General features: G+C 35.6%; 8 protein-coding genes and 1 CRISPR repeat array. Of the genes, 4 read left to right on the forward strand and 4 right to left on the reverse strand.

Going from position 1 to position 9,564, the window contains the following annotated elements:
• Positions 1-471 precede the first annotated feature (471 nt).
• From cas1 to F3G98_RS09870, 3 genes are all read left to right on the forward strand, one after another.
• Entirely contained in the window at positions 472-2,706 is a 2,235-nt protein-coding gene (cas1, locus tag F3G98_RS09860) for a CRISPR-associated endonuclease Cas1 (protein ID WP_103608002.1), read from the forward strand.
• A complete protein-coding gene (gene cas2, locus F3G98_RS09865) occupies positions 2,706-2,981 on the forward strand; it encodes a CRISPR-associated endonuclease Cas2 (RefSeq protein WP_087578414.1) in 276 nt (91 codons plus the stop codon). Before cas1 ends, cas2 begins: the two co-directional genes overlap by 1 nt.
• Positions 2,982-3,425: 444 nt before the next feature.
• Positions 3,426-4,440: direct repeats of the CRISPR family, unit length 37 nt; unit sequence ATTTAAACAAATTTGACCCGATCAAGGGGATTGAAAC.
• Positions 4,441-4,878: 438 nt separating this feature from the next.
• Positions 4,879-5,838 carry a helix-turn-helix transcriptional regulator gene (locus F3G98_RS09870; protein ID WP_103608003.1) on the forward strand — a complete coding sequence of 320 codons (960 nt, stop codon included), beginning with the start codon at positions 4,879-4,881 and terminating at the stop codon, positions 5,836-5,838.
• Here the strand turns inward: F3G98_RS09870 and F3G98_RS09875 are convergent.
• The 4 genes from F3G98_RS09875 to csx20 form a co-directional block, all read right to left on the reverse strand.
• Positions 5,835-6,518: a macro domain-containing protein gene (locus F3G98_RS09875; protein ID WP_103608004.1), complete on the reverse strand. Its 684-nt coding sequence runs from the start codon at positions 6,516-6,518 to the stop codon at positions 5,835-5,837. The genes F3G98_RS09870 and F3G98_RS09875 overlap by 4 nt on opposite strands.
• An 8-nt stretch (positions 6,519-6,526) precedes the next feature.
• A complete protein-coding gene (locus F3G98_RS09880) occupies positions 6,527-7,147 on the reverse strand; it encodes a DUF4433 domain-containing protein (RefSeq protein WP_159071311.1) in 621 nt (206 codons plus the stop codon).
• A 69-nt stretch (positions 7,148-7,216) separates the two neighbouring features.
• A complete protein-coding gene (locus F3G98_RS09885) occupies positions 7,217-8,539 on the reverse strand; it encodes a CRISPR-associated DxTHG motif protein (protein WP_103572444.1) in 1,323 nt (440 codons plus the stop codon).
• A gap of 95 nt (positions 8,540-8,634) precedes the next feature.
• Positions 8,635-9,009: a CRISPR-associated protein Csx20 gene (csx20, locus tag F3G98_RS09890; RefSeq protein WP_103608007.1), complete on the reverse strand. Its 375-nt coding sequence runs from the start codon at positions 9,007-9,009 to the stop codon at positions 8,635-8,637.
• 166 nt (positions 9,010-9,175) lie between these two features.
• Between csx20 and F3G98_RS10565 the strand changes: the two genes are divergently transcribed.
• Positions 9,176-9,313 (forward strand): hypothetical protein, encoded by a 138-nt coding sequence (locus tag F3G98_RS10565; protein WP_159071312.1) that lies wholly within the window; start codon positions 9,176-9,178, stop codon positions 9,311-9,313.
• Positions 9,314-9,564: the final 251 nt, after the last annotated feature.

Consider the following 9,564-nt stretch of genomic DNA (forward strand, 5'->3'; position numbering starts at 1 on the left):
GTGCATACCTTTATCGCTCTTATTTTTAATTTAAATTTCTATCTTTTTGGCTAAAATTTCGAAAATTCGTGATTTTAAAGATATTTAAGATAGGTTCTTTTTACTTATCATTGTTAAATTTGACCCGATTTAAGGGATTGAAACGAAGCTTTTGGCTCTGTTTGTCCTCCAGCTTGCTCATCTTATTTAAACAAATTCGACCCGTTCTAGGGGATTGAAACTTCATCTCTGCCACGTCGAGTAGTTTCCATCCGACATAAATTTAAACAAATTTGACCCGATCAAGGGGATTGAAACTCGTAATAGTCAGCGTGTTTAACTTCTCTTGCTATTTAAACAAATTTGACCCGATCAAGGGGATTGAAACGCATCGTAGTGAAGCATACTCTCGTTAAAGTCATTATTTAAACAACTCTGACCCGCTCCAGGGGATATGGCGACCCATACCACACTTAAAAAGGTAAATTCAAAATGTTTACTAAAAACCTAGAACACATATTTACAAAAGCTACTTTAAGCTCCGCATTTGACGAAATTTCTGCAAATTCTTTGGGTTTAGACGAGATCTCATATGCTGATTTTAAAAAGAACTTCGACGAAAACGTAGACCATCTCATACGTTCATTATTAAATGGCACCTACACACCAGAGCCGCTAAGAAAGATAAACATCCCAAAAGAAAATCGCAATGGCGTAAGACCCATAGGCATATCCTCTATAAAAGATAAGTTAGTTCAAAGGGTTTTATACTCGGAGTTAAATCCATACTTCGACGAGACATTTTTATCAAATTCCTACGCCTACCGCCCGCACAAATCCACCTACAAAGCCATAAACAGAGCCAGTAGCTTCATAAACGAAAATGACTGCTGGATACTAAAAGCCGACGTAAAAGACTTTTTCGAGTCGATAGACCACTCAAAGCTACTGCAAATTTTACAAAAACACATAAAAGACACAAAGATCATAAACCTTATCTCACTCTTTTTAAAAACCGGCGGATTTTTAAAGCGCGATTTTAAAGAGCATAAAATCGGCGTAAACCAAGGCGATATACTATCTCCAATGCTATCAAACATCTATCTTGATTTGATGGATAGGTTTATAAACAAGACTACTGATAAATTTATAAGATACGCAGATGACTTTATCGTATGCTTTGCAGAAAAAGACGAAGCTTTAGAATTTGAGAAAAAGCTAGATGACTTTTTAAAACTACTAAATTTATCTCTCAACAAAGAAAAAACAAAAGTCGTAAACATAAACGACGGTTTTGTCTTCCTAGGCGTTCGTTTCTTTGGTAAAAACCGCTGCGTAGATAACGACAAAATTCAAAAGATCATCTCAAATTTACACTCTGCAAGCAAAGAAAAGTCAAATTTCATAGACTATATTGATGAGATAAACGCCATTTTATTTACGCTTAAAAACTACTATCTAAAGATCATACCGCCAAACTCACCGCAGATAATGCAGATAAAAGAGCATCTCATAGACTCTTTAGCCCAAAAGATCGCCCTATACAAACGAAACAAAAGTATAAATTCAAAAAAAGAGTTCACCCTCTATCTTGAAAAGATCGACTTTGGAGTATTGTTTGGTCAAAACGAGATAAAAGACAAGATAACACTAGCCATAACAAAAGGCTATGACAAATACCTATCTCAAAAAAGCTACGAAAACGAGCCCCGCAAGATAAACCAAAAGAGAAATTTCTACGCCACCAAGATCGCCACCGACTCTACGCTTCATATCAATCAGATCGGAGTCCATCTAGGTCTTAGCAAAAACAAATTTGTCATAAAACAATACGGCAAAATTTATAAAGAATTTCCCATCTCTAAAATTTCCCGCATCATCGTTGATAGCGAACACATCTCGCTATCTTCTGCGGTGATCTGGCGCTGCACAAGAGAAAAGATCCACATCGATTTCATAGACAAGCACTATGTCCCATACGCTACCGTGCTAGCCTACAACAGCACCTCTACGCAGACAGCACACAAACAAGCCATGCTCCTAAACACACCGGCCCAGCTATATCTCGCCACCTCTTTTGTCGAGGCAAAGATAAGAAACCAAACCAACTATCTAAAATACCTAAACAAATACCATAAATTTCTAACTCCAAACATCCTAAAACTAGAAAATATCCTGGCTAGAAAGCTAAAATACGTCAAAAACACAAACGAGCTCATGGGCTTTGAGGGCTCGGCAGCCGCCATTTACTGGGACGGCATAAAGAGCATACTGCCGCTAGAATTTGAAAAGCGCATAACATTTGGCGCCAAAGACATCGTAAATTCCTCACTAAACTACGCCTACGCCATACTCTACTCCAAGGTTCAAGAGTGCCTATATCTAGCAGGCCTTAGCCTACATATCTCATTTTTACATGCGCTTGACAGCACAAAGCCGACCCTAGTCTTTGACATGATAGAGCAGTTTAGGACATTTATGGTAGATAGAGTCATAGTCTCGATGCTAAACAAAGATGAGCCCATCTCACTAAACAAAGAGGGGCTTCTCACCGACGCCTCTAAAAAGCTCATAGCCCAAAACATGAAAGAAAAACTCGGCAGCTACACTATGTGGAAAAAGGAGTCATGCAAATGCGAAAACATAATCATGCAAGAGTGCTACGAACTAGCTCGCTTCGTAAACGGCGAGAGCAAAAGCTATAGACCTTTTGTAGGGAAATTCTAATGAAATTTGTAATAGCCTACGACATACAAAGCGATAAAAATCGCAAAAAGCTCTCAGACATCCTTGAAGGCATCGGCTACCGTGTAAATTTTAGCGTCTTTGAGTGCGAGCTCAATGAAGCCAAGCTCAAAAAACTGATAAAGTCCGCCAAGGCTTTACTAAATGTCAAAACAGATAGCTTGAGATTTTATAGACTATGCGAAAACTGCGTGGGAAAAAGCTTTGAGCTATGCGATAAAAAAGGTATCTTTGAGATGCAAGAGCTCTTTGTCTAGCTTATGTCATTCTTAAATTTCTTTTGGATTTTTGATTTGCGAACTTTTTTAGCTGAAATTTGACCCTTTTTAGCTAAAATCTCGCGAAATAGGTTCGCAAATCTAGTTTTTTCAAAATATCTCTCATACATTTGCGAACTTTTAGTTATGGCTAAGTTTAGGATAGCCTATTTTAGGACCTTGCGAAACTTATATACCGCTTAAAGTTCGCAAACCTATAAAATTTGAAATTTTTAAAAGAGACTTGCGAACTTTTTTGAGATGACAAATGCCTAAATTTAGGGGTTCTTTCACTTATCATTGTTAATTTTATGGAGTTAGTATTTTTAAATACCTATACATTTGCGAACTTTTTTGAGATTTTCACGAATTTTAGGTATCTTTAAAGCCAGTTTCTTAAATAATTTTACTAATTTTTTCTTTGCAAAAATAGTCTTTTAGGCTATTTAAACAAATTTGACCCGATCAAGGGGATTGAAACATTCTAGATCGAATTCTTTAACCTCTTTTTCTCCAAATTTAAACAAATTTGACCCGATCAAGGGGATTGAAACCCCAAACCCACTCCATTGACTCATCCCAATGAGACCAAATTTAAACAAATTTGACCCGATCAAGGGGATTGAAACTTGATTTCCTTGTCACCAATTATCTCTAATGTTTCATTTAAACAAATTTGACCCGATCAAGGGGATTGAAACATTTCTCAGTTGCGCCTTCTTCTAGACATTCTTGCTTAGAATTTAAACAAATTTGACCCGATCAAGGGGATTGAAACTATACTTAATAGCTTTTCTCTGTCTGGTTTTCTAGAGAATTTAAACAAATTTGACCCGATCAAGGGGATTGAAACACGTAGAAGATAGCAATAGCAATAAGCCATTCCATCTGAATTTAAACAAATTTGACCCGATCAAGGGGATTGAAACTAAATTCCTTAATTTCCTTGCCATTTATGGCTTCTAATTTAAACAAATTTGACCCGATCAAGGGGATTGAAACGTAAGAGTATATACTGTAGATGAAACTAATGATATACATTTAAACAAATTTGACCCGATCAAGGGGATTGAAACACCGTCGCATGAACCAGACTCATAGGCTGAGTCTGCTTATTTAAACAAATTTGACCCGATCAAGGGGATTGAAACGCTGGGGAATACTTATCGGCGAGATCCTTTATCTCATCTTATTTAAACAAATTTGACCCGATCAAGGGGATTGAAACATTAGGATTGATGGAAAATGACGCAACTCTTCAGTTGCATTTAAACAAATTTGACCCGATCAAGGGGATTGAAACAAAGATTTCTCTTTTACAGCTTCTTCTTTAGCAGCATTAGCTAATTTAAACAAATTTGACCCGATCAAGGGGATTGAAACTTTATGTAATTCAGTTGATAGCCGCTATCTTTACTTGGAATTTAAACAAATTTGACCCGATCAAGGGGATTAATAAAAAATGACAAAGCGTAGGCGCTTTATGTTATAAAAAAATGTGTAGTGCTTATATGCTTGTTGAATAAATTTAGATAAGAAGATGTGAGATGATAGGTTTTTGTGATTTGCGTAGATAAATAAAAGCTACGAAAACGAGCCATGAATTTTACTTCATGGCTTGCATGGGCCAACTATTTAGAAGTTGGCTTCATGCGAAACGTGCCCTTAGTCGTTTGGACTTTGGTATAGCCACCAAAGCTTTGACCCACTTTTTGACTAGCACGAGCAGATGAGTAAGATCTGCTTGAAGATGATGAAGAATAAGAACGTGAATAACCTTTTGCCATTTTGGCCCCCTTGTGTTGAATTATTTTGTTTTGTTGGGAGAATTATAAAAGAGTGTATGGACATATTGTGTATAATTCATAAAAAACTTTAGAATATAAAGGATAAAGTAATGGACGCTCAAACTAGGATACTATGGCTACTTAAAAAGCTAAATCGTGGCGAAATAATCGACACTGCACAAGACGAGCTATGGATAAATGAAAAAGATGAAACCCCAAGACTAAACTACAAAACCATAAGACGAGACTTTGATGCTATAAAAAGTGTATTTGGTGAGATAGAGATAAAGCGCACAGATCCTGGCTGCTACCAGGCTATCAATACAAATTTACTTGATGATCTACTTGATGAGAGAAAGAGGAATGTCTTAAAGATAATCTACACAATGCTTGCCAAAAACTCTCAAAAATTTAATGAAACCAGTAAGAAAACGGCTATATCTCAAGCTATAAACGAGTCTTTGGACGTTTATGACTTTATCACGAGTCCGATCGAGACAGAGCTAGACAAAAGCGTCATAAAAACACTAGAAGATGCAATACGCTATAGAAAAAAGCTCGCAATTGAGTATACACCTACAAGCAGATCCAATAGCAAAAAATTTAAAGAGGTGAAGCCATATAAAATTTTGCTAATCAATGAAAATTTATATCTGGCAAATAGCAACAACGAGTATGATTTTTCACTTTTTAGGATAGCTGGGATAGTAAATTTAGAGGCTATCAAAGGCGAAACATTTAACCACGACTACAACATCGACGACTTTATAAAAAATATCCAGACGCCGTTTGCGGTCTTTTCTCATGAGTGGAGAAGCTCGCTTGTAGAAGTACAGCTCGAGATCAGCCCAAAAAAGGCCTTTTTGTTTGAGAGAAAAAAATTTTTTCGATCACAAAAGATCATAGAGCACAAGTCAGACGGGGCGATCGTGGTTAGTTATCATTTTACGGATCTTAAAGAGATAGAGTTTTTTATAATGGAGTTTTTGGGATACGTTAAAATTTTAGCCCCAGTGGAGCTAAAACAAAAGATCATAAAAAAGATAGAAGAAGGTAAAAATTTACTCTAAAATAGCCTTTGAGGCATGCTTTTAACCAGTCTAAAACATGCCTCAAGGGACTTATCGCCTATGCCAGGAGCTTTTAGCAAAGAGCTTAGCGAGTGATATAGTCCGCTATCTATCGCATCTTTGATAGATTGAAATCTTATATTTTTTATACCCAAGATCTTGGTCTGCCTTTTTAGCTCATCGATATCAAAATTTAGTGCAAATTCATCGTATAGATCATCGCTTGCATTTTCATCAAATTCCCAAATTTCACACTCTATTTCTAAAGACTCCAGAAATTCCATCATCAAATTTATAACTTCGTCTTTATCAAGTCCGCCATTTGCGGCGCCAAGAAGCGGAAATGCGATGTGGTTGATATTTTTGCTAGCATATGTATTTACAAATTTTTCAAGGCCTGCTTTTATGTAGCTCATTTTTGATGGATCTTTCCAGTGCTTTTTGGTAGGGAAATTTAGCACCTGTCGCCCGTCAGCTGCTTTATATAGCCATAGCTTTCCTATATCTATTTTATTTGGGTTGTTCTCACCGCAAAGCTCGACATACCGCGCAAACATCTCAGGATAGCGCAGCCTAAACTCATAGGCTATACCAGCGCCCATGACGCCTACGCAGTTAATAGTATTTACGATAGTGTCTGCTTTGGTGTTAAATATATTTCCATATTTTAGTGTTACCATTTTTATCCTTAGAAAAATTTAGCCAGATCAACTATGACGTTGATATTATACATTTTAAGATCACCAGCTAGTTGCTCTTCGATAGCTTTTTTACTAGCTTGATCTTTAACATATATAGAGCGTATGTAACGGCTATAAACTACATCATTGATCAAAATTTCTGCCATCATTTTTTGTTTGATATCATTGTTTGCAATGCCATTGTTGCACCATCTTGAAGAAAAGACATCATCAAAATTTATAAAATTTGGATCTTGTAAATCGGGCAAATTTTTACTAAATTTAGCCTCATCTGCAGACGCATTGCGATTTGAGATCAAAAAACCATTGCGATGATCTTTGATAACCCGAACGTCAAGTCCTAGAATGATAACGCGAGCATTGCTTCTATTTCTATAGAGCATGGCATTGCGTGGATTAAAATAAAAAGGAACATAGTCGTGAATTTTATGTCCATATATGCGCTCAACCTTTTCGCGCCTTGCATTTACCTCTTGGTTGCTGATATCTACTTGTTTATAAGTGTTGTAGTGATTTTGCAAGCCATGTAGTAAAATGTTTTGTAAATTATTTCGGTCTGTCATATGGAAAATTTCTCTCATGCCGTCTAAGAAAGCTTGGTTGCTCATTATAACCTCCGTTATTTTTTCGGAGATTATAAGGGGTATTATAGACATATAGTGTCTAAAAATATTAAATTATAGGCTTTGTTGTATATTTATAAAATTATGGTATCTATCAAACAGCTTTTTTATCTCTTGTTTAATATGGCTAAATTCTTCTTCGCTGATATTGCCATGTGCAAAGTCGTTGCGTAGGTCGTCTAACTGCTTGTGATATTTTGCCAGTTCATTGCTAGAGCCAAATTTTGTATTTATAATCCGTCTAATCTCTTTTATATCTTCTTTTGAAAGTTCAAGATACTTTAAATTTTTCATAGTCCTGCCAACAAAGTCATCATCAGTTTCATAAGCTCTAGTTTTTAACGACTGAATAAAGAAATTGCTTATCAGATAATTTTTTCTAACGCCCATAGTAGAGCATTCATCTAAAATTTTCTTATACACGATAGGGATATTTCTTTCAAAAACTCCAACTATGTAACTATTCACACTTTCAAACAGCAGCACCAACGACTGCAGCAAATAACCCTTTTTAAACATATCTTTGGCTAATTTATACCTAAAAATATATGCGCTATCGCTCCAGTCACATATTTTATTTAGCCTATCTTTTAGATCCCTAGCTCTTGATATCAGTGCGATATCATCTATCTTGTCAAGTTCTTTGATCAACTCTTTATGCGAGCTTTTTAACTTTGCAATATTTAGGCTTAGTATATTATTTGAAAAATCGTTTAAAGCATTTACTAGCGACTCAAATTTCTTTGCTCTTATGTGTTGAGCCAAAGTATAGTTTTGAGAAAAAGCTGCGATCACAAAAGCAATGTTGGCAATATCTAAGTATTGTCTTAGATCTATTATCTCGTATAGCTTGGATTTTTCTATCTCTTTTGCAAATAAGATTTGATCTATTTGAGAGACATTTGAGAAATTTTGTATGAGTAGATCAACTAGCGCTAACAAAGGCAGATGCCTAAAACCATGCGTCACGTCAAAGACGATCTTGCCAACACCACCTTTAACTAGGTCATCTACAGCTCTTTCAAATATCTCAAATATAGCTTCAAAATTTTTCTCATCTGTGATCTTGTAGCTATCGTTAAAATTTATCCTAAAATTTACATAGTGTGCCATTACCTCTTCGTTAAACTCTCTAGCATCGGCAGTATATATGGGCACTATATTTTCAGCACCAAATTTATCTGCTAGAAGAGGTAAGGTGTTAAAAAATTCTTGCGAGTTATCAGGGCTCTCACCAGCAAAATAGTACTTAGCACAGCCTTTGGTTTTGATGTTGTCTTTTTGTCCTTGTATACCAAGGATGGTGATAACGGCTGTTTTGTTGTTGATCTCTTCACTCTGGGGTGGATTTGCTTTTTTGACTATAGTTAGCGGCATTTTGCTTCCTTTGAATTTAACAACTTATATTTTTGAAGTATAGGAGATTATCTCGTTTTGCAACTTGTGTTTTACTTAATAAAAAAAGGTAGGTTTTATAAATACTCCCTAAATTTTTCATGCTTAAATTCACGCCTAGTTACCAATTTACCATCTATAGCAAGCTCTTTAACGATGCGTTTAGTAGTAGCATAGATGGTTTTTATCCCGATATTTTTAGCAAAATTTATCATGTTATAAGTAGCGCCAAAGTCACCTTGCACCAGCAATATATCACCAGCTTCAGCTTCAAGCATCAACTCCTTTTTATATGTGTTTAAAGCATATAATATATTTTCATCTGCTGGGTCGATATTTGACCACGTATCGTCGGTAATGTTTATTATAGAGTCGATATCAAATGATTTTATAGCTTGATCTTTTTGCTCTTGTGTTAAATCATGGTTTATTAGAACAAACATTTTTTTCATTATTATTCCTTTTTAAATAAACAAGACGGGATAGTATCTAGCAAGTTGGACACATTGTGGCAAAAAAGGAGCAAAATAGAAAAATTGCTTAGTTTTTAATTTTTATGACACATGCTGTCGTTTTTGGGCTTTATAATTGCTGTACTTCTATAAAATAAGGATAAAAATGAAAACAAAAGCAAGAGACGTGGCTATAGTAGCGTCTATCAAAGGAAGCATCAGCCTGCATGTAAGAGTCGTGAGATCTAAAAAGACCTACACAAGAAAGCAAAAGCACCCAAAGGATGTTAGAAGGTCAACATAGTAGATTTATATAAATGCAAATCGCTCCAAGGCTATTGCACAAAATTTACATCCAGCCTATATCCAGTAGCATTAGCATAGGATTTTAAAGTAGAGCCAGTTTTTTCTTCGTTAAATCATTTTTTCAAATCTTTTGAAATTTTAGACACTATTTCCAATTTTGTGTTGTATATTCTAAAAAATATTATCTCACCGCCCTTTGGCAACTCTTGTTCTATTTGGTTTATTTTACTCATATATAAATCCTAATAC

The sequence above is a fragment of the Campylobacter concisus genome (genome assembly GCF_902460895.1).
GTDB classification, from domain to species: Bacteria; Campylobacterota; Campylobacteria; order Campylobacterales; family Campylobacteraceae; genus Campylobacter_A; species Campylobacter_A concisus_BC.

Coding starts and splice junctions, on each gene's coding strand:
- cas1 (WP_103608002.1), top strand. CDS start 472: ATGTTTACTAAAAACCTAGAACACATATTTACAAAAGCTACTTTAAGC.
- csx20 (WP_103608007.1), bottom strand. CDS start 9,009: ATGAAAAAAATGTTTGTTCTAATAAACCATGATTTAACACAAGAGCAA.
- cas2 (WP_087578414.1), top strand. CDS start 2,706: ATGAAATTTGTAATAGCCTACGACATACAAAGCGATAAAAATCGCAAA.
- F3G98_RS09875 (WP_103608004.1), bottom strand. CDS start 6,518: ATGGTAACACTAAAATATGGAAATATATTTAACACCAAAGCAGACACT.
- F3G98_RS09880 (WP_159071311.1), bottom strand. CDS start 7,147: ATGAGCAACCAAGCTTTCTTAGACGGCATGAGAGAAATTTTCCATATG.
- F3G98_RS09870 (WP_103608003.1), top strand. CDS start 4,879: ATGGACGCTCAAACTAGGATACTATGGCTACTTAAAAAGCTAAATCGT.
- F3G98_RS10565 (WP_159071312.1), top strand. CDS start 9,176: ATGAAAACAAAAGCAAGAGACGTGGCTATAGTAGCGTCTATCAAAGGA.
- F3G98_RS09885 (WP_103572444.1), bottom strand. CDS start 8,539: ATGCCGCTAACTATAGTCAAAAAAGCAAATCCACCCCAGAGTGAAGAG.